17 protein-coding genes are annotated in these 18,614 nt (G+C 70.2%); all 17 read right to left on the bottom strand.

Annotated features, from left to right (window positions below; translation table 11 throughout):
* Positions 1-29: 29 nt before the first annotated feature.
* A complete protein-coding gene (locus CK240_RS14685; RefSeq protein WP_095641089.1) occupies positions 30-1,151 on the bottom strand; it encodes a S1C family serine protease in 1,122 nt (373 codons plus the stop codon).
* A gap of 271 nt (positions 1,152-1,422) precedes the next feature.
* Entirely contained in the window at positions 1,423-2,013 is a 591-nt protein-coding gene (locus CK240_RS14680) for a hypothetical protein (RefSeq protein WP_095641088.1), read from the bottom strand.
* Between the two features lie 172 nt (positions 2,014-2,185).
* Positions 2,186-2,686: a hypothetical protein gene (locus CK240_RS14675; protein ID WP_095641087.1), complete on the bottom strand. Its 501-nt coding sequence runs from the start codon at positions 2,684-2,686 to the stop codon at positions 2,186-2,188.
* 69 nt (positions 2,687-2,755) lie between these two features.
* The gene (locus CK240_RS14670; protein WP_095641086.1) at positions 2,756-4,327 is read right to left on the bottom strand and encodes a GMC family oxidoreductase; all 1,572 of its coding nucleotides are present in this window, start codon (positions 4,325-4,327) and stop codon (positions 2,756-2,758) included.
* A gap of 15 nt (positions 4,328-4,342) precedes the next feature.
* A complete protein-coding gene (locus CK240_RS14665; RefSeq protein WP_095641085.1) occupies positions 4,343-4,864 on the bottom strand; it encodes a Twin-arginine translocation pathway signal in 522 nt (173 codons plus the stop codon).
* A 44-nt stretch (positions 4,865-4,908) separates the two neighbouring features.
* Positions 4,909-5,304 carry a VOC family protein gene (locus tag CK240_RS14660; RefSeq protein ID WP_095641084.1) on the bottom strand — a complete coding sequence of 132 codons (396 nt, stop codon included), beginning with the start codon at positions 5,302-5,304 and terminating at the stop codon, positions 4,909-4,911.
* 87 nt (positions 5,305-5,391) lie between these two features.
* Positions 5,392-5,682, bottom strand: a complete 291-nt coding sequence (locus CK240_RS14655) for a ribbon-helix-helix domain-containing protein (RefSeq protein WP_095641083.1) — start codon at positions 5,680-5,682, stop codon at positions 5,392-5,394.
* Positions 5,683-5,800: 118 nt separating this feature from the next.
* On the bottom strand, positions 5,801-7,675 hold the full coding sequence (locus CK240_RS14650; protein ID WP_095641082.1) for a PAS domain-containing sensor histidine kinase: 1,875 nt from the start codon (positions 7,673-7,675) through the stop codon (positions 5,801-5,803).
* A 469-nt stretch (positions 7,676-8,144) separates the two neighbouring features.
* The gene (locus tag CK240_RS14645; RefSeq protein ID WP_095641081.1) at positions 8,145-10,517 is read right to left on the bottom strand and encodes a transketolase-like TK C-terminal-containing protein; all 2,373 of its coding nucleotides are present in this window, start codon (positions 10,515-10,517) and stop codon (positions 8,145-8,147) included.
* Between the two features lie 280 nt (positions 10,518-10,797).
* Positions 10,798-12,129, bottom strand: coding sequence for an NAD(P)/FAD-dependent oxidoreductase (locus CK240_RS14640; RefSeq protein WP_095641080.1), 1,332 nt, complete (start codon positions 12,127-12,129; stop codon positions 10,798-10,800).
* Positions 12,130-12,131: 2 nt separating this feature from the next.
* Positions 12,132-13,394, bottom strand: coding sequence for an NAD(P)/FAD-dependent oxidoreductase (locus tag CK240_RS14635; protein ID WP_095641079.1), 1,263 nt, complete (start codon positions 13,392-13,394; stop codon positions 12,132-12,134).
* An 8-nt stretch (positions 13,395-13,402) separates the two neighbouring features.
* Positions 13,403-14,146 carry an amino acid ABC transporter ATP-binding protein gene (locus tag CK240_RS14630; protein ID WP_276305349.1) on the bottom strand — a complete coding sequence of 248 codons (744 nt, stop codon included), beginning with the start codon at positions 14,144-14,146 and terminating at the stop codon, positions 13,403-13,405.
* A 14-nt stretch (positions 14,147-14,160) separates the two neighbouring features.
* Positions 14,161-14,823, bottom strand: coding sequence for an amino acid ABC transporter permease (locus CK240_RS14625; protein ID WP_095641077.1), 663 nt, complete (start codon positions 14,821-14,823; stop codon positions 14,161-14,163).
* A gap of 4 nt (positions 14,824-14,827) precedes the next feature.
* The gene (locus tag CK240_RS14620) at positions 14,828-15,496 is read right to left on the bottom strand and encodes an amino acid ABC transporter permease (protein ID WP_095641076.1); all 669 of its coding nucleotides are present in this window, start codon (positions 15,494-15,496) and stop codon (positions 14,828-14,830) included.
* Between the two features lie 67 nt (positions 15,497-15,563).
* Positions 15,564-16,373, bottom strand: a complete 810-nt coding sequence (locus CK240_RS14615) for an ABC transporter substrate-binding protein (protein WP_095641075.1) — start codon at positions 16,371-16,373, stop codon at positions 15,564-15,566.
* Positions 16,374-16,431: 58 nt separating this feature from the next.
* Positions 16,432-16,980 carry an Lrp/AsnC family transcriptional regulator gene (locus tag CK240_RS14610; protein ID WP_205957857.1) on the bottom strand — a complete coding sequence of 183 codons (549 nt, stop codon included), beginning with the start codon at positions 16,978-16,980 and terminating at the stop codon, positions 16,432-16,434.
* A gap of 138 nt (positions 16,981-17,118) precedes the next feature.
* Complete coding sequence (locus tag CK240_RS14605; RefSeq protein ID WP_095641073.1) at positions 17,119-18,165, bottom strand: replication initiation protein; 1,047 nt, start codon at positions 18,163-18,165, stop codon at positions 17,119-17,121.
* Positions 18,166-18,614 lie beyond the last annotated feature (449 nt).

Genomic DNA, 18,614 nt, shown 5'->3' with positions numbered 1-18,614 from the left:
TGGGCAGGTCCGCCCCCCTGCGGCTGCCGTCACTGCCCTGCGGCCAGCGTCACGGTGACCTCGGTGTCGCGCCCCTCGCGCAGAAGGCCCAGCCGGACCGTCTCGCCCGCCCGCCGGCGGTCGAGGGCCGCGCGCAGGTCCTCGGAATCCTCGACCGCCACGCCGTCCAGCGTTTGGATCACGTCCCCCAGCGCCAGCCGCCCGTCCGCGGTGATCCGCGCGGGCCGCAGCCCCGCCGCGGCGGCCGGGCTGCCGGGCGTGACCTCCAGCACCATCACGCCCATCAGGCCCGCGCGCGCCAGCATGGCGTCCCCGCGCGGGTCATGCACGACGCCCAATGTGGGCGGCGCATAGCGGCCCGTCGCGATCAGCTGCGGCACCACCCGGTTCACCGTGTCAACGGGCACCGCGAAGCCGATCCCGGCGCTTGACCCCGACGGGCTGTAGATCGCCGTGTTGACCCCGATCAGCCGCCCCGCGCTGTCCAGCAGCGGGCCGCCCGAGTTGCCGGGGTTGATCGCCGCGTCCGTCTGGATCAGCCCCCGGATCGCGCCCCCCCGCTCGCCCGGAAGCTCTCGGTCCAGCGCCGAGACGATGCCGGTCGTCAGCGTCCAGTCCAGCCCGAAGGGGTTGCCGATGGCGAAGACGCTCTGGCCCACGCGCAGGTTCTCGCTGACGCCCACGGCCAGCGGCAGGGCCTTTTCGGCACCCGCGTCGATGCGAAGCACGGCCAGGTCGTGTTCGGGCGCAGCGCCCACCAGCCGGGCCGGGTAGGCGCGGCCGTCCGCCAGCCGCACCAGTGCCCCCGTCGCCCCCTCGATGACGTGGTTGTTGGTCACCACATGGCCCTGCGCGTCCCAGATGAAGCCCGAGCCGCTGCCGCGCGGCACGTCGTAAGCGTTGCGGGTCCAGAAATCGACGACGCGGCTTTCGGTCGTGATCGAGACCACGCTGTCGCGGGCGTTCTCGAAGATGGCGATGGTGGTCTGCTCGTCGGCGGCAAGGTCGCCGCGCGGCGCCACGGTGCGCGGCTCGTCGGCGGGACCGCGCAGGGCCGGTTCCAGCAGGGGAAGCCCGCGCCACACGAGGATCACCAGGATCGCCGCCAGCGTCACCAGCGCGAGTCTCGGGCCGAAGCCGTCCTTGGTCATGCGTCGCATCCTTCACCGGGGGCCGCCCGTGGCCGGGGCGGATCAGAACCCGAAGCGCGGCCGGGATCAACGCCCTCCCCCGTCCCCGGGGTCCTGCGCGCGGTCACGGGGGCGGCGCATGTCCTGAACGGACGCCGCGTGCCCGGGCGCAGCCGGGATGTGGCGCGTGATGCGAGGCGGGCCGCACCGGGAAACCGCTGGACTTCTGCGAAAGCCTCGGCCCGCTGCCCCGCCTCGACCCCCGGCATCGAAGGTGCAAGGCGGAACGGCGTCAGCCCGGCGTCCGGATGCCGGCCTCGGCCGCCTTTGCTGCGTCGATCTCGCAGACGGCGGCCCTGGACAGCGCGGTGCCCTCGGTCGGGGCCGCGCCCCCGCCCAGGGCTTGCTGCGGGCTTTCGGCGGCGCTCGCCCCGGGCGAGGCCGCCGCGACCACCGGGGACAGATCGCCGCCGGGGCCCGCCACCGCCTCGCCGGTCCCGCCGCCTGCCGAAGGGGCAGGCTGCGTTTGCGCAAGCGCCTCGGTCCCAGACGCGTCCGCGCTTGGCACCGGCTGTTCCGTGGGACCGACGCCCGAGGCCCTTTGCGGGTCCTCGGCCGAGGCCACGGGCGCGAGGTCCGTGGCATCCGCCGCGACCGAGGTGGCCGCCATCGTCGCAACCTGGGTATCGAGCTGCTTCCATTGGTCAAGCAGCGTCCCGGCGCTGACGCCGCAGGCGCGCGCGGCAAGATCGACGGGCACATCGACCACGACCCCGTCGACGCTGACCCCGACCGACTGGGGCGGCGCGGCGTCCTGGGCCCGGGCCGCCCCCGCCAGAAGGGGCAGGGCAAGGGATGCCGCGATGATCAGGCGGTGTGACATGGCTGGAACTCCTCCCGGATGGTTCTGCGCGAAGGCGCGGGCAGGGGCGCGAAGGCAGGTCCCACCCGCAGGCGGCAAGGCGGGTGCGGGAACGGGCGGCCTGCCACCGGCATCCCGGCGTCCTTCCCGGTCCGGCCCTGTCGGGCGGACACGGCGGGAAGGGCCGCGGGTTTCACAGGCTGTTCCCGAAGGCGGCCCGCAGCGCGTTCAGCGCCAAGGCATCCGGGCCGCCCTCGCAGGAGGTCCGCATGGCGAGCAGCCTGAGGTCGCCGCCCTCGTCCGTGACCGAGGCCTCGGTTCCGCCGGGGGCGACCTTTCCGCTTTCGTTCTGGCCCCCCGCCACCCCGGGCGCGGCCGCGCCGCCCGGGGCAGCCGCCATTTCCGTCGCGGCCGTGTCCGGGCCTTCGGCGGCGCCGGTCCGGTCCTCGACGACCCGGGCGGATGCTGCGCCTCCTGCGGGCGGCGCAGGCAGGGGCGCACCGGGCGGCGGCTCACCCGAGGCATGGGCCTGCATCGCCGCCTTGACCGTCGCCTGCCCGGCCGCGTCCAGCGCCAGGAACTCGCGGCAGGTCATGGCCTCAAGCCGGGCCGCGTCGGGCGGGGCTTCCTGCGCGGGAACGGGGGCCGCCGCGGTCAGGCCGGCAAAGGCGAGGGCGGGAAGGGAAAGCTTCATCTCGGAACCTTTCTGATGCGCTCGAAGGCCGATGAAAGGGAAAGAGCGGCGGCCCGCTCTTCCGGCGCCTCACAGGTTGCCCGCGCCCATCTCGCGGGCGATGTGGTCGGCCTGGCGGATCGCCAGGGCCACGATGGTCAGCGTCGGGTTCTCGGCCGCCCCCGTGGTGAACTGCGAGCCGTCCGACACGAACAGGTTCGGGATGTCGTGGGTCTGCCCCCAGCGGTTCACCACCCCGTCGCGCGGATTGTCCGACATGCGGTTCGTGCCGATGTTGTGGGTGGACGGATAGGGCGGCGTCGGCAGCGACCGCACCGCGCCCGCCGCCCTGTGGATGGCGATCCCGCGTTCATAGGCGTGGTCGCGCATGGCGACGTCGTTGGGGTGGTCGTCGTAATGGACCACGGGCGTGGGCAGGCCGAACTGGTCCACCACGGCCGTGTCCACCGTCACGCGGTTGGTTTCCTGCGGCATGTCCTCGCCCACGATCCACATGCCGGCCATGTTCTCGTAGCCGTCGATGGCGCTGGTGAACTCGCGCCCCCAGGCCCCGGGGTCGAGGAAGGCCGCCATGAAGGGCAGTCCCAGCGACAGCGTTTCAAGCTCGTAGCCGCCGACGAAGCCGCGCGACGGGTCGTGGCGCGCCTCGTCCTGCATGATCCCGGCCATGGTGGTGCCGCGCCACATCCGCACGGGGCGTTCGAAGATGCTGTAAACCGAGCCGGTGACATGGCGCATGTAGTTGCGCCCCACCTGCCCCGAGGAATTGGCCAGCCCGTCGGGGAACATGGACGAGGCCGAGTTCAGCAGCAGCCGCGGGCTTTCGATGGTGTTGCCCGCCACGCAGACGATCCGCGCCGCCTGCCGCTGTTCCACCCCGCTTGCGTCGAAATACACGACCCCCGTCACGCGGCCCTTGTCGTCATGCTCGATCCGCGCCGCGTGGCAGCGTTCGCGCACTTCCAGGTTGCCGGTCTCCTCGCCAAGCGGGATTTCGGTATAGGCGGTGGACCACTTGGCGCCCCACTTGCAGCCCTGGAAGCAGAAGCCGGTCTGCTGGCAGGCCTGCCGTCCGCCGTATTCGATCGAGTTGATCGCCATGCGGCCGGTATGGACTTCCTTGTAGCCGACGGCCTTGGCGCCCTTTTCCAGCACCAGGAAGTTGGTGTTGCCGGGCAGGCCGGGCTGCCCGTTGGTGCGGGTGACGCCCATCTTGGCCTCGGCCAGGGTGTACCAGGGGTCCATCTCGGCGGCGTCGAGAGGCCAGTCCAGAAGGCTCGCCCCCTCGACCCGGCCATAGTTCGTCAGCGCCTTCCATTCGTGGTCCTGAAAGCGCAGCGAGGCGCCCGCCCAGTGGGTCGTGGTGCCGCCGACCGCCTTGACGATCCAGGACGGCAGCCCCGCGAAGTCCCGCGCCAGCCGGAAGCTGCCGTCGGACCGCCGCGTGTCCAGCCAGGCAAGCTGCGCGAAGCTGGCCCATTCGTCGTTGACGTAATCCTCGGGCAGGTAGCGGCCGCCGGCTTCCAGCGCCACGACGGAAATGCCCTTCTGCGCAAGCTCGTTGGCAAGCGTGCCGCCGCCCGCGCCGGTGCCGATGATGACGACCACGCTGTCGTCGGTCTTGCTGAACGGAGCAGCCATGTTCCGGTCCCTCCCTTACAGCCAAGCGATGTCGTTGAAGCCGCGGTCGATGTAGCCGCCGTGGCTGAAGCTTTCCCCTTCGTAGCCGAACAGGGGCCAGATCTCTTTCTGGTTATAAAGATCGGTGACGAGGCCCGCGCGGATCGTGCGGAAGAACTCGCCCTTCTCGATGCCGCGCAGGACGGCCACGCGCTCGGCCTCCCACCGGGCGCCGAGATAGCTCGGATGGCCCTGCCCCTGCGCCGCGGCGTCCAGCGCGGCGATCCCGGCCTCGACCGCGGGCGCCTTGTCGGCGGTGTCGTAGCCCTTGACGGCGACCGCATAGCGGTCGTCGGGGATGCGGTCGTGGGGATAGATGTCGCGCGCCATCTGCACCAGCGTCGCCATGGTGCCGGGCTTCAGGGCCGTCACCTCCAGCGCCCAGGCGGCGGAACGCCCGGTCACCCAGCTTGCGCCGACCAGAAGGCTGCCCCCTGCCGCGACGCTGCGCGCCAGAAGCTCGCGCCGGGTCATCCCGGCGCGGTCGATCCTGTTCATGTCACTCCTCCCTTGGGTCCGGCCCCCTCCCCGGGGCCTTGCCTTCAGCGATAGCGGCCTTGCCGCTGCAGCACCTCGATCTGATAGCCGTCCGGGTCGGCGATGAAGAAGAAGCGGGCGATCACCTCGCCGGCGGGCGCGAAGTCCACCAGCTTGCGCGGGGCATAGCCCAGTTCCGTCAGCCGCGCGTGTTCCGATTCCAGCTCGTCCACGACGAAAGCCAGGTGCCCGTAGCCATCGCCCAGGTCATAGGGCTCGGTCCGGTCCTTGTTGACCGTCAGCTCAAGCTCGAAGTCGGCTTTCGGGTTGCGCAGGTAGACCAGGGTGAAGGCCGGGAAATCCAGCCGCGTTTCCACCTTCAGCCCGAAGGCGCGGTCGTAGAACTCGACCGCGCGCGCCTCGTCCAGCACCCGGATCATCGAATGGATCGCCTTGGCCATCCTGTCCTTCCCTTCTTCCTTTTCCCCCGGTTACAGCCTTTCCGGCGGGGGCGGGCAGTAGCAGGTTACTACAGGTCCCGTTTCGGCCTATTCGGCCGCCGTGGCGAAGCCCGCGCCGCGCGCCTGCTGCGTCTCGATCAGGCAGGCGCAGCGCAGAAGCGAGGCGAAGTTGCGGGTTTCGCCCTGGATCTCCTGCACCTCGTCGTAAAGCCGCGAGATGAAGGCCGGCGTCGTCATGCCCTCGCGCGCCGCCATGGCGTCCAGGATGCGCCAGAAGCTGCGTTCAAGCCGGATGCTGGTGGAATGGCCGCTGAGCCTCAGGCGGCGGGTGACGGGTTCATAGCTTTCGGGACACTGGCCTGCGTAGACTTGACACATGGGGTCCTCCCCTTGCCGCGGCGCGCGGGTCCGATTCCCCTGCGCCGGGGCCTGAGCCTGAACTTGGCGCGGCTTTCCCGGTCGAGCAAGCCCGACGGCGCGGGGCCGCCGGGCGCCGTCACTGGCGCAGTTGGTCCATCCTGGCCGTCAGGTGGACGATCAGCCCGCCGGGCTGCCAGTCGAACCCGATCCCGCCCCCAAGCTGGTCCGAGGCGGTCGCGTGGGCCAGTTCGCTGCCGAAGCCCTCGGTCGTCGGAGGCGTGATCCCCGCGCCCCCCACCTCTTCCTTCCAGACCAGGTCCAGGTCCTCGCCGGCGACGGTCCAGGCGACCGAGATGCGGCCTTCGGCCGTCGCCAGCGCGCCATACTTGGCGGCGTTGGTCGCAAGCTCGTGGAAGATCAGCGCAAGGCCCACCGAGGCGCTTTCCCCCAGCGTGATCGCGGGGCCCTCGACGCTCAGGCGCGGGTCGCGGGCCACGGCCAGGTGCGGCTGCACGATCTTCTCGATCAGCGCGCGCAAGGACGTGCTCTGGCCCTTGCCGGGCTCGCCGCCCAGGGCCGAGCGGATGAGGTCATGGGCCTTCGCCAGCGCGCTCAGCCGTCCCCGCAGCGCCTCGGCCATCGCCTCGACCGAAGGTGCGCTGCGGGCCGTCATGGACACCATCCCCAGCGCGATCGTGAACAGGTTCTTCACCCGGTGATCCATCTCGCGCAGCAGAAGCCGGCGCTTGCCCTCGGCCTCCTTGAGGTCGTGGATGTCGGTGCAGGTGCCGAACCAGCGCGTGATCCGGCCGTCCTCGCCGCGCACGCAATGGGCCCGCCCGACGACCCAGCGATAGCGCCCCGAACGGTGCCACAGCCGGTATTCGATGCGGTAAGGCTCGCCGGTTTCCACGCAGCGCATCCAGGCCTGGCGGGCGCGTTCCTGGTCGTCGGGGTGGAACATGTCCTTCCAGCCCGCCCCGTCGGTCGATCCGGGCGCCGCGCCCGTGAAGTCATACCAGCGGTCGTTGAAGTAGTCGTGGTCGCCGTTCGGCAGGGTGGACCAGATCATCTGGTCGATCGAGTTCACGATGGCCTCGAACTTCGCCTCGCTTTCGCGCAGGGCGGCCTCGGCCCGCAGGGCATCGGTCACGTCCGTCGCCTGCACGAAGATCCCCTGCCCCACATCGCCGGATTCTCCGAGCGGCTGGTAGACGAAGTCCACGATGCGGTCCTGCGGCGCATCGCCCGACAGCCCCCGGAAGGTGACGGGGACCGCGCGGCCGACATAAGGCTCGCCGGTGGCGAAGACGCGGTCGAGCAGGGCCAGGAAGCCCTGCGGCCCCAGTTCGGGCAGGGCGTCCGCAACCCTCATGCCCTCGATGTCCGTCCGGCCGACCAGTTCCTTGAAGGCGGGATTGACGACCTCGATCACGTGGGACGGGCCGCGCAGGATGCCGGCCACGCTGGGGGCCTGCGCGAACAGGCGCCCGAGCCGCTCGATCTCCGCTTCGGCCCGGCGGTGCGCCATGACCGCCCCGGTCGTCTCGTGGCCCTGGTTGAAGACGCCGACGATGGCGCCGTTCTCGTCGCGGATCGGCGTGAAGCTGTAGTTCCAGTAGGTTTCCTGCTGAACCCCGCCCCGCACGATCGGCAGCATGAAGTCGAAGGCCGAAAAGCCCTCGCCCGTTTGCATCACATGGGCAAGCTGCGGCCCCACGACATCCCAGATGTCGAACCAGACCTCGGCCGCGGGCCGGCCGAGGGCGGCCGGGTGGCGCTCGCCCGGGATCGGGGACCAAGCGTCGTTGTAGAGAAGCCGAAGATCGGGCCCCCAGTAGATCGAGGTCGGAAAGCTCGAGTTCAGGCAGATCGAGAGCGCCAGCCGCAGCGCCTGCGGCCAGCCTTCGATGGGGCCGAGCGGGGTGCTTTCCCAGTCGTGCCGCCTGATGCGTTCGCCAAGGTCGCCGCCGCCCGAATGGAAGCCGGTATCCCGGATGCCGCTGTCCATCTTTATCCGATCTGCATTGTGTGGCGAGTTTCCTGCGCGCGACCCGCCGCCGGCGACGGGGGGGCCGGAACCTGCCGCCGGTCCGTGGAACCCTGTGCCGAAGCAGGACCGAACGCGCCCTGACCCTTGTTGAAGACGGACCAAGGCGCCGCGCGGCGGAACGATGTGCCCTGCGGCCCCGTCGGGCCGAGACGTCCCAGCAATGAAATGGCCTCCGTACCAAGCGGGCATGTCGGCGAAGCCGGCGCCAGGGCGTCGTTCGGGTCCGCTTTCTGGCGAAGGTGCCGCCCTCGCAGGCCTAGCTACAATCCCGAGAAAGAGGAATTGATCAAATGTTATCCGACGCAGGGGAAGTCGGCAGGCCCGACCGCCGGAAAGGAGCTTTTTCACCATCCTCTCGGCGGTGGCCTCGGCCGTGCGCCGCCTGCCCCCGGATCGGGCAGGCGGAAGGCCGCCCAGGCTGCGCGCCTCAGGCGGCGCGGCCGGGGATCGGCCGGCCGACGGTCAGGCCTGCCACGCGCGCGGCGATGGTCTCGGCGTCGATGCCGAAATGGCGGTAAAGATCGCCGATGGTGCCGGTCTGGCCGAAATGCTCGACCCCCAGCGGGATGGTCCGGTGGCCCGCGACCGCCCCCAGCCACGACAGCGTCGCGGGGTGGCCGTCGATCACCGTGACCAGCGTGCAGTCGCGCGGCAGGGACTGCATCAGCGCCTCGGCATGGGAGCGCGCGGATGCGTTGCCGCGCGCCCGCGCCCGCTGCGCGGCGGTCCAGCCCGCGTTCAGCCGGTCGGCCGAGGTCACGGCCAGCACGCCCACGTCGCGCCGCCCTTCCGCGATCATCCCCGCCGCGCGGATCGCCTCGGGCGCGACGGCGCCCTGGTAGGCGATCACCACGTCGCTGTTCGGGCCCGGCGGGCGCAGCCAGTAGGCCCCGTCGATGGCGCCCTGCCGGAAGGCGTCGTCGCGGCGGCGGCCCGGCTGTTCCAGCGGGTTGGTGGACAGGCGCAGATAGACCGAGCCGCCGGTCTGGTCGCGCAGCCAGGTGCGTTCGTCGGGATCGCCCTCGCCGTCGCGCTGAAGATAGTCGAAGGCCCATTCCATGATGACGGCCAGTTCATCGGCGAAGGCCGGCTCGAAGGCGGCAAGTCCGTCCTGGCTCATCCCGATCAGGGGCGTGCCGACCGACTGGTGCGCGCCCCCTTCCGGCGCCAGCGTCACCCCCGAGGGCGTGCCCGCCACGATGAAGCGCGCGTCCTGGTAGCAGGCGTAGTTCAGCGCATCGAGGCCCCGTGCCACGAAGGGATCGTACAGCGTGCCGACCGGGATCAGCCGCCGCCCGAACAGCGAATGCGACAGCCCCGCCGCGGCCAGCAGCAGGAACAGGTTCATCTCGGCGATGCCAAGCTCGATATGCTGGCCTTCCGGCGCAAAGTCCCATTTCGCGGTGGAAGGGATGTTCTCGGCCCGAAAGGTGTCGGCCAGGGGGTTGCGGGCGAACAGCTTGCGGCGGTTGACCCAGGCCCCGAGGCCGGTGGTCCCCGTCACGTCGGGCGAGGTCGTCACCAGCCGCTCGGCGAGCGGGCTGTCGCCGCGCGCCAACTGGTCGAGGATCTTGCCGAAGGCCGCCTGCGTGGAAATCTCGCGCTCGGCGGCGGGTTCGACGGCGGGCACGGGAAGCGCCGCGTCCGACAGCCGCCGCGTCCCCTTGGCGAAGAAGGGCACGGCATCGAGGAAGGCACGGAAGCCGTCCACGTCCTCGACGGCGGCGAAGCGGTCCCATTCATGCCCTTCGGGCACGCCCATGTGGGCCTGCCATCCGGCCATCTGGGCCTTCGTCATCAGCCCGCCATGGTTGTCCTTGTGCCCGGCGATGGGGGTGCCCCAACCCTTGACCGTATAGGCGAGGAAACAGGTCGGCCGGTCGTGGTCGATCCCGGCGAAGACTTCGGCCATGGTCTGGACGCAGTTGCCGCCCAGGTTCTCCATCAGCGCGGCGAGTTCCGCGTCGCTGCGCCGGGCGATCAGGGCGGACACCTCGCCCTGGTCGCCGAGGTCGTCCATCAGCCGCGCCCGCCAGACCGCCCCGCCCTGGAAGGTCAGGGCCGAGTAAAGCTGGTTCGGGCAGGCGTCGATCCAGCGCCGCAGCGCCTCGCCCCCCGGTTCGGCGAAGGCCGCGCGCTGCAGGGCGCCGTATTTCACGCGCACGACATCCCAGCCGAAGGCGCCGAAGATCGCCTCGATCCGGCTCCACAGGCCCTCGCGGACGACGCCGTCTAGCGACTGGCGGTTGTAGTCGATCACCCACCAGCAGTTGCGCAGATCGTGCTTCCAGCCTTCCTGCAGGCATTCGTAGATGTTGCCCTCGTCCAGTTCGGCGTCCCCCATCAGCGCGATCATCCGCCCCATGGGCCGGTCCTCCGCCCAGGGCTTGGCCGCCACATAGTCCTGCACCAGCGAGGCAAAGGCCGTGACTGCCACCCCAAGGCCGACCGAGCCGGTCGAGAAATCCACGTCGTCCACGTCCTTGGTGCGCGAGGGATAGGACTGCACGCCGCCATAGCCGCGGAAGTTCTCCATCTTCTCGCGCGGCAGGTTGCCCATCAGGTACTGCATGGCGTGGAAGATCGGCGAGGCATGGGGCTTGACCGCCACCCGGTCCTGCGGCCGCAGCGCGGTGAAATACAGCGCCGTCAGGATCGACACCATCGAGGCCGAGGAGGCCTGGTGCCCGCCGATCTTGATCCCGTCCACCTTGGGGCGGATGTGGTTGGCGTTGTGGATCATCCAGTGCGACAGCCACAGCAGCCGCTGCTCGACGGTCTTCAGATGGGGGCTGGTCATGGCGCGTTCTCCCTGGCTTCGGGACAGGATAGACCGGGGACGCATGCAGTTTCTTGCGGAAAACCGCGCCGTGCGCCCATTCCGACGGGATATTCGAAGAAAAGCACGGGAATGCGGATGGAAAGCCCCCGACTGGCTTCGTTCGAGATCAGGATAGCCGATGCACGGGACCGCGCCCCTGATCGTCGCCTGCGCGGCCGTCCTGGTCCTGAGCGGCCGCCCCTTGGCCGCGCTGCCGGCGGTGGCGGGGGCGGCGCTGATCCGGCGGACCCGGGCCCCGTCAGATCGCCGAGGACGGGGGCTGGCGGAAGCGCCTGAACCGGCCCCAGCGGAAGGGCGACAGGTCGTGCCGGGGACGGCGGCCCATCGCCAGGTCCGCCAGCGCGCCCGCGACGCCGGGGCCGATGCCGAAGCCGTGCCCGCTCATCCCCGTGGCGACCGTCAGGCCGGGAATGGGCGTGTGGTCGATCACCGGCAGCGAATCCGGGGTCACGTCGATCATGCCCGCCCAATGGCGGACGATCGGCGGCCGCCCGATCGCGGGGAAGGCGCGGGCGAAATGCTGCCGCACCGCCGCGAGGTCCCCTGCGGCAGGGGGGGGGTCGAGGATGCGGCAGGCCTCGAAGGGGCTTTCGCCCCCCGCGCGGCGGGGTCCGCGCCAGGCGTCGGGGAAGCCTGCGAGTGCCGCCGGGCGGAAGCGGGTGCTGGCGGGGTCGGCCAGGAACTGCGGCAGGAAGGGCAGCAGGTGGCGGAAGGCGGCGGGGCCGATGAAGAACTCGTGCCGCGACCATGGGGTCAGGGTGTAACCGCCGTCGGCCCGCCTGCGGATGGCGAAGCGGTCGTCGGCCGCCGCCCCCGGCAGCAGTTCCGGCAGCGGCCCCGTGACGCTGACGCTGGAGGTGACGGAAAGCTGCGGCAGCGACAGCCCATGCGCGCGCAGGAACAGCGAGGACCAGGCCCCGCCCGCAAGGATCACGCGTTCGCAGCGGACCGCGCCCGCCTCGGTCTCGATCCCCGCGACCCGGCCCCCCGACAGGTGCAGGCCGCGCACGGCGCAATGCTCGCGGATGGTCACGCCCTCCTCGGCGGCGGCGCGGGCCAGCGCGGGGACGGCCTGCCACGGCTCGGCCTGCGCGTCCGAGGGCGTGTGCAGCGCGCCCACCCATCCGGCGGCATTGGGCAGCATCGCCTCGGCCTCTCGCCGCGACAGAAGCCGGCTGTCGACGCCGAAGGTGCGGGCGGCGTCGCGCCAGTGTTCGTAGGCGGCCAGATGCGCCTCGCTCCGGGCCAGATAGATGATGCCGGTCTGGCGGAAGCCCACGGCACGGCGCAGGGGATCGGGCAACCCGCCCCAGACCCGCAGCGCCTCGATCATCATGGGCAGCTCGGACAGGTCGCGGCCCTGCTGGCGGACCCAGCCCCAGTTCCGGCCCGACTGCTCGCCCGCCATGCGGCCCTTTTCGCAGACCAGCACCCGCTGCCCTTCGCGGGCCAGCGCCCAGGCCGCCATCAGGCCGATGATGCCGCCGCCGATCACGGCCACGTCCACCGCATCCGGCAGGGGGCCGACATGCTCGGGCGGGGTGGAAAGGGTGATGGGGAAGCCGTCCATGGTCAGAACCTGCCGATGCCGTAGGGGGTGGGGTCGATGCGCGGCGCCCGGCCCGCCACGGCGTCGGCCACCATCAGCGCCGTGATGGCCGAAAGCGTCAGGCCCAGGTGGCCGTGGCCGAAGGCGTGGACCACCTGCGGGCCCTTGGGCGAGGGTCCGATCACCGGCAGCGAATCCGGGGTCGAGGGGCGGAAGCCCATCCATTCCGTGGCGACCGGCTTGTCCACCAGCCCCGGCAGCGCCCGCCGCGCGCCGGGCAGCAGCGCCCGGATGCGGCGGAAATCGGGGGCTGCTGCCAGCCCCGCCAGTTCGTCCCCGCTGACCAGCCGCAGCCCGCCCTGCATGGGCGACAGCACCATCCCCAGCGCGGGCAGACCCACGGGGCGACGCAGAAGGCCCTCGGTCCCCGCACCGAAGCCGAGGTGATAGCCGCGTTCCGTGTCGAGGCTGACGCGGTCGCCCGCCTGCCGAGCGAGGCTGGCCGACCAGGCCCCCGCCGCGATCACCACGCGGGCGAAGTCCTGCGGCCCGGCCTCGGTCTGCAGCGTGACGCCATCGGCGCGGCGGGTCAGGCCCCGCACCCGCAGGCGCAGGTGGCGCGCGCCGCGGGACAGGGCGGCATCCGCATAGGCCTGCGCCAGCCCGCGCGGGTTCCGCACGAAGCCGCTTTCGGGCTGGTGCAACCCGATCCGGGCGAGGTCGGGGTTCAGGCCGGGTTCCAGCGACAGGACCTCGTCCCGGTCCAGGACCTGGTAGCGGACGCCCGCGCGGTCCATCAGCGCCCGGTCGGGGGCGGTGGCGGCGAACTCGGCCTCGGACGCGAAGACCTTGAGCCAACCCTCGTCGGTGATCAGGCCCCCTGCCCCGGCCAGCGCCGCCAGATGCCGGTGCGCGTCCAGGCTGCTCTCGACCAAGGGCTGCAGGGCGGTGGCGATGCGGGCGACCTCGGACGGGCGGCCCGCGCGGATGAAGCGCCACAACCAGGGCAGCGCGCGCGGCGCATGGCGCAGGCGCAGGACGGCGGGACCGTTGCGGTCCAGAACGTAGCCGGGCAGCGCCCGCAGCACCTGCGGCGTTGCGGTCGGCACCACGGCCCCCGTCACGATCCCGCCCGCGTTCCCCGACGAGGTGCCCGCGCCCGGCGGGTCGGGGTCGAGGATCGTGACCCGGTGGCCCTCCGCCGCCAGCACCAGCGCGCAGGCGGACCCCACAAGGCCCGCGCCGATCACGGCGATCTGCTGCGCCGCAGGGGAAGGGTTCGTCATGGGGCCGGTCAGTGGTGCAGGATCTTGCCCAGGAAGTCCCGCGTGCGGGCATGGACAGGGGCGGTGAAGAAGGTTTCCGGGGGCGCGGTTTCCACGATGGCGCCATGGTCCATGAAGATCACCCGGTCGGCGACCTTGCGGGCAAAGCCCATCTCGTGCGTGACGACCATCATGGTCATGCCCTCGCGCGCGAGGCCGACCATCACGTCCAGAACCTCGTTGATCATCTCGGGGTCAAGCGCCGAGGTCGGTTCGTCGAACAGCATCACCTTGGGCTGCATGCAGAGCGAGCGCGCGATCGCCACCCGCTGCTGCTGGCCACCCGAAAGCTGGTGGGGATAGTTCCCCATCCTGTCGCCCAGGCCCACCTTTTCCAGCAGCGCCCTGCCCCGCGCCTCGGCCTCGGCGCGGCTCAGGCCCCGGACGTGGATCGGCGCCAGCGTCACGTTCTCCAGCGCGGTCTTGTGGGGGTAAAGGTTGAAGCTCTGGAAGACGAAGCCGACCTCCATGCGCAGGGCGCGCAGGGCGCGGCGGTTGGACAGGTCGGTGCCGTCCACGACCAGCCGGCCCTTTTCGAAGGGTTCCAGCCCGTTGACGCAGCGGATCAGGGTGCTTTTCCCCGATCCCGAAGGACCGCAGACCACGACGACCTCGCCCTTGCCCACGGTCAGGCTGATGTCCTGCAGGACATGCAGCGGCCCGAACCACTTGTTGACGCCCGAGAACTCGATCATGCGCGCTTGTTGTCCCATGGGCCGATCCCCCGTCACAGCAGGGCGTCCTGGCCGCGCCGTTCAAGGCGTCGCGACAGGTGGATCAGCGGATAGCAGATGAGGAAATAGCCCAGTCCCACGGTGCCGAAGACCATCAGCCCCTGCGGCACCGACTGCACGATCATCCAGCCCGCGCGCGTCAGGTCCAGCAGCCCGATGGCCGAGACGACCGAGGAGTCCTTGATCAGCAGCACGAACTGCCCGACCAGCGAGGGCGTGACGATGCGGAGCGCCTGCGGCATCAGCACCAGCCGCATCTGCTGCGCGGGCGTCATGCCCGAGGCGAGCGCGGCCTCGCGCTGGCCCTGCGGGACGGCCTTCAGGCCCGCCGCCACGATCTCGCCGATAAAGCAGGCCGCGAGGTTCGACAGCGCGACAACCCCGGCAGCGAAGGCCGACAGCTCGATCCCTGCGGCGGGCAGGATGAAGAAGACGATGAAGACCTGCACCAGGAAGGGCGTGCCGCGGAACAGGTCGATGTAGATACCCAGCGCGCGGGACAGCCAGCGGTTGCCGCCCGCGCGGATGATGCCGAAGGCAAATCCGATCGCGGCGCCGATCAGCAGCGACAGAAGCGACAGGCCGAGCGTCATGCCCAGTCCCTTCAGCAGGACCGGCCAGTAGCCGAGGATGCGTTCCGCGTAGAACCAGAACATGCGCCTATCCCCTGCCCGGAAGGGCGTTGCGGGCCGACCAGGCCCCAGCCGCCGATTTCAGCGCGTAATACAGCACCAGGTATCCGAGCGCGGTCGCCACCAGCCCCTCGACCGGCATGAAGCGGTCGATGGCGATCCGCTGGCCCGCCCGCGTCAGTTCCACCACCGAGATCAGCGACAGGAGCGAGCTGTCCTTGACCAGCACGATGGTCTGCCCGATCACCGGCGAGACCGTCGCCCGCAGCGCCTGCGGCAGCACGATCAGCCGCATCCGCTGGAGGTAGCTCAGCCCCGTGCTCATCCCCGCCTCGACCTGGCCGCGCGGGATGGACAGGATGCCCGAGCGGATGATCTCGGCCATGTAGGCGCCCGAGTTCAGCGACAGCGCGATGATGCCGATCAGCATCTCGGGCAGGACGATGCCGAGGCGCGGCAGGCCGAAGTAAAGGAAGTAAAGCTGCGCCAGCAGCGGCGTCGCGCGGATCACGTCCACATAGGCGACGGCGGGGGCGCGCAGCCAGCGCAGGGGCTGGATCGCCAGCGCGCAGGCCAACACCCCCAGGGCCATCGCGCCCAGGAAGCCCGCGGCCGAAAGCCACAGCGTCGACAGGAAGCCCTGCCAGATCTCGGGCAGGTATTCCAGCATCACGCGCGTGTTCAGTCCGCCCAGCATCTCGCCCCAGGGGTTGCCGCAAAAACATGGCGCCGCGGGGCTTGAAGCCCGCGGCGCCGCGCAGGGATCAGTGGTCGGCCTTCCAGGCGTCCGAGTTCACCCAGTAGTCCAGGTTCTTCTGCAGCCGCCCGTCCAGTTCCACCGTGTCGATGAACAGGTTGCCCCAAGTCAGCAGGTCCATCGAGTCGTAGCGGACCGCATAGGCCAGCGGTTCTTTCGACAGCATCTGGTCGAAGATGGCGAAGGTGCCCTCGGGATAGGCCGCCGTCTGCGCCTTGACGGCCGAGTTGTCGTTCACCCCGCAATCGGCCTGCCCTGAGGCGACCGCGTCCAGCAGCAGCGTGCCGCCGCCCTTGAAGGACTTGATCTCGGCTTCGGGAAAGACGGTCGGGGCCAGCTTCTCGCCGGTCGAGCCCAGCAGGACGGCCACCGTCGCGCCCGGCTTCTTGCAGTCCTCGACGGACGCGATCTCGCCCCCCTGCTTGGCGAAGGCCACCGCGCCCACGTACATGAAGGGCTTGGTGAAGGCGACCTGGGTGGCGCGGGCCAGCGTCGGTGTCATGTCGGCGGCCAGCATGTCGGCCTTGCCCGACATCAGCGCGGGCAGAAGCCCGTCCCAGTCGAAGTCGAGATAGACGACCTTCACGCCCATCTCCTGCGCCATCAGCGTGGTCAGCTCGATCGCGCTGCCGCTGCGCTGGCCGTTCTTGTCCATGAACGAGAACGGAGGGCCCTGGGTCTGCACCGCGACGCGCAGCTCGCCGCGCGCGATGATGTCCTCGAGCGTGCCCGCCTCGGCCGGGGTCGCGGCCGGAACCGCCACCGCAGCCACCCCCGCGAGCGCCATGACGCCGGCGATCGCATCCAGTCTGCCCATCTTCGTCTCTCCCCTCTTGCCGGGGCGCTGTGGCCCCGCTGTTTTCCTGCGCCGCGGCTCAGGCCCCGGCGCGCTGGCCGCGGGCCCGGGGGTCCGCGGCGTCCTCCTCCCACACGCCTTTCGGCACGCTCAGCCATCTGTTGTGCGAGCGCATGACCACGAAGGTCTCGCTGCCTTGGATGCAGCCCGGCTCGGCCAAGCCCGGCAGAAGCTCGCTTGTGACGCGATACAGGTCCGCCATGTCGCCCTCGATCAGCACCTCGGCGATGAGATCATAGCGCCCGGTGACGATGCTGACCGAAGTCACGAAGGGCAGCTCGGACATCCGCCGCGCGATCTCGTCCAGCCTGCCCCGCCCGTTGGCATGGATGCCGATGATCGCGCTGATCAGCTCGGGCCGTTCCGAGACGTTCAGAACGCCCACGATCTTCAGCAATCCGGCCCCGACCAGCGCCTTCAGCCGGGCGCGCACCGTGGGCGGGCTGACCTCGAGCCGGGTTGCCAGCTCGTTGACCGAAGCCCCGCCATTCTCGGACAGCAGCCGTGACAGCCTGCGGTCCACCCTGTCGAACACCTCCCGCACGACGCCCTGCCCTGACGGTTCCACCGCGCCAAGCTTTCGGATCGGAAAGCCGCGCTGTCAACGGGTTTGTGAAGGGAAAATATCCAGCCCGCCTGTTTTCGATCTGGGCATGGTCCGATGGCCGACATGGATGTCGCGCCATGCCGATTGCCAATTGGCAATTCAGAGCGGGTTGCCTTCGGCGTAGCGGCGGAAGAAGGCAAGGAACGCGCGGTCGGGGTCTTGGGCGGGGTCCTTCCCCTTGGACCAGGCGCGCCACTCGCCTTCCACGAAATAGATGTCGTAGCCGGGATGGCGCAAGCGGGCCGTTTCATAGGTTTCCGTCAGCAGCGCCGGGCCGCGGCTGTCCAGCCAGGCCGGCCGGCCCCGCAGGGGCGTGGCCGCCTGGGCGACCGGGGGCGTGGCGGGGGCGACCTGCTCGGTCCGGCCCTCGGCCTTGGCGCGGCGGCCGACCTTCGAGAACTGCAATGCACGGTCCGCCGCCCCCGAGGCGTCGCCGTCCTTGCGCCACCAGCGCAGTTCCACATGCGTCACCGCCCTGCCCGTCTTCAGCGGCACGACCTCCACCATGAAATCCGACAGCGCGTTCACCTCGGCCACCGCCGGGTCGATTGCCCGCAGCTTGAGGTTCGACCAGGAGGACAGCTTTCCCTTGGGCACCCCGATGATCCCACGGAAGCTGTCCAGCGCGAAACGTTCCGAGGCCTTCCAGCGCAAGTTGCCGCGCTTCTGCACCATCTCGTACAGCGTCAGCGCGTATTTCGACGACAGCGCGAACATCACCTCGCGCTGGAGACGCGCGAAGACCTGGCTGTTGCGGATGATCTTCCGCAGCCGCGCCGGGATCTCGTATTCCAGCAGCCCGTCCGCCCGCCCGCTTTCAAGATTGCCGCCCAGAAGCTGGACCCGCTCGATCGCGGGCTCGCCGTCCCAGACCACGGCCACCTTGACGATGGCCGACATCAGCCGTTCAAGGCTGTCGCCCACGCGGTCGTTGGAATTGTGGCTGCCCCGCAGCGCCGCCTTGGCGATGACATGGGTCACCGGCTTGTCGATGGCATCCCAGGCGTTTTCCAGAAGCAGGTTGTAGATGCGGCGGTCGTTCAGCGTCAGCGGCGTGACCTCGACCAGATCGACCAGTTCGCCCGGCTTGACCAGGCTGTCGGCCGTGGGGCGCGCTTCCACCGTGCGAATCGCTCCTGCCGCCATCTGTGCCCCCGGCCCCTCCAACTCTTACGTTGATAGCTTGTGGCCTGTAATTTCTCAACAGGGCTGCGGGCGTTGCACCCGAAAAGTAAGCAACGGGGCCACAGGTGGAAAAATGGCGATTCGCAGATCCCTGTTCTTGCTCGATATTTTCAGCCCTTTTCCGGCGCTTGGGGCCGTCACCCGAAAGGTAAGCCTTGGCCTTCACCCGGAAGGTAAGTCGAGCGGTCCCGATTCGTAGCGGCAGCACGCCCGAAACGTAGCGCATACCGTCCCAAGATGTAGGATTTGCGGCGATTTTTTACGTTATTCCAAACACTTGCGCCTGCCGAACTGTGAACAAGAAGAATCCTGAACTGAAAGGTTGTTTGTTATCCACAGGGTTCTGGAAAGTGCCTCTTGTCGCACGCCTCATCTCTTACGGATCGGGACGACTGAGCCCCTTGCAGGTG

Origin of the sequence: Paracoccus salipaludis (assembly GCF_002287065.1) — a bacterium.
Classification (GTDB): Bacteria; Pseudomonadota; Alphaproteobacteria; order Rhodobacterales; family Rhodobacteraceae; genus Paracoccus; species Paracoccus salipaludis.
The sequence above is the reverse complement of the archived record's forward strand: the minus strand, read 5'-3'. Positions and strand labels throughout refer to the sequence as shown.

What these genes read in the sequence shown, in the direction of transcription:
- CK240_RS14680 (WP_095641088.1), bottom strand. Translation starts at nt 2,013, where the DNA reads ATGTCACACCGCCTGATCATCGCGGCATCCCTTGCCCTGCCCCTTCTG.
- CK240_RS14670 (WP_095641086.1), bottom strand. Translation starts at nt 4,327, where the DNA reads ATGGCTGCTCCGTTCAGCAAGACCGACGACAGCGTGGTCGTCATCATC.
- CK240_RS14660 (WP_095641084.1), bottom strand. Translation starts at nt 5,304, where the DNA reads ATGGCCAAGGCGATCCATTCGATGATCCGGGTGCTGGACGAGGCGCGC.
- CK240_RS14655 (WP_095641083.1), bottom strand. Translation starts at nt 5,682, where the DNA reads ATGTGTCAAGTCTACGCAGGCCAGTGTCCCGAAAGCTATGAACCCGTC.
- CK240_RS14620 (WP_095641076.1), bottom strand. Translation starts at nt 15,496, where the DNA reads ATGCTGGGCGGACTGAACACGCGCGTGATGCTGGAATACCTGCCCGAG.
- CK240_RS14605 (WP_095641073.1), bottom strand. Translation starts at nt 18,165, where the DNA reads ATGGCGGCAGGAGCGATTCGCACGGTGGAAGCGCGCCCCACGGCCGAC.
- CK240_RS14650 (WP_095641082.1), bottom strand. Translation starts at nt 7,675, where the DNA reads ATGGACAGCGGCATCCGGGATACCGGCTTCCATTCGGGCGGCGGCGAC.
- CK240_RS14615 (WP_095641075.1), bottom strand. Translation starts at nt 16,373, where the DNA reads ATGGGCAGACTGGATGCGATCGCCGGCGTCATGGCGCTCGCGGGGGTG.
- CK240_RS14675 (WP_095641087.1), bottom strand. Translation starts at nt 2,686, where the DNA reads ATGAAGCTTTCCCTTCCCGCCCTCGCCTTTGCCGGCCTGACCGCGGCG.
- CK240_RS14685 (WP_095641089.1), bottom strand. Translation starts at nt 1,151, where the DNA reads ATGACCAAGGACGGCTTCGGCCCGAGACTCGCGCTGGTGACGCTGGCG.
- CK240_RS14665 (WP_095641085.1), bottom strand. Translation starts at nt 4,864, where the DNA reads ATGAACAGGATCGACCGCGCCGGGATGACCCGGCGCGAGCTTCTGGCG.
- CK240_RS14645 (WP_095641081.1), bottom strand. Translation starts at nt 10,517, where the DNA reads ATGACCAGCCCCCATCTGAAGACCGTCGAGCAGCGGCTGCTGTGGCTG.
- CK240_RS14635 (WP_095641079.1), bottom strand. Translation starts at nt 13,394, where the DNA reads ATGACGAACCCTTCCCCTGCGGCGCAGCAGATCGCCGTGATCGGCGCG.
- CK240_RS14625 (WP_095641077.1), bottom strand. Translation starts at nt 14,823, where the DNA reads ATGTTCTGGTTCTACGCGGAACGCATCCTCGGCTACTGGCCGGTCCTG.
- CK240_RS14640 (WP_095641080.1), bottom strand. Translation starts at nt 12,129, where the DNA reads ATGGACGGCTTCCCCATCACCCTTTCCACCCCGCCCGAGCATGTCGGC.
- CK240_RS14630 (WP_276305349.1), bottom strand. Translation starts at nt 14,146, where the DNA reads ATGGGACAACAAGCGCGCATGATCGAGTTCTCGGGCGTCAACAAGTGG.